Source organism: Shewanella sp. TB7-MNA-CIBAN-0143 (genome assembly GCF_040310065.1).
Classification (GTDB): Bacteria; Pseudomonadota; Gammaproteobacteria; order Enterobacterales; family Shewanellaceae; genus Shewanella.
This window is the reverse complement of the sequence record NZ_JBEOPL010000145.1, coordinates 1-244: the sequence shown is the minus strand read 5'-3', so window position 1 is coordinate 244 and position 244 is coordinate 1. Positions and strand designations below refer to the sequence as shown.

The window sequence follows — 244 nt, the reverse complement described above, 5'->3', positions numbered from 1 at the left end:
ATGTAACCGAAGCTAAGGATGGCAGTGAAGCTCTCGCTATTGCCAAGCAACAAGATTTTGATGCCGTGATCTCAGATGTAAACATGCCAATAATGGATGGAATTACATTAATACGAGAGCTGCGTACTTTACCGAGTTATAAATTTACACCATTACTAATGCTTACTACAGAGTCGGGCTTAGAAAAAAAGATAGAGGGTAAAGCTGCTGGTGCAACAGGCTGGATTGTAAAACCATTTAATCC

1 protein-coding gene is annotated in these 244 nt (G+C 40.2%); it reads left to right on the top strand.

Going from position 1 to position 244, the window contains the following annotated elements; translation table 11 throughout:
* Positions 1-244: response regulator (locus AAEY97_RS21465; protein ID WP_351001419.1), on the top strand; the 244-nt coding region annotated here is incomplete at both ends.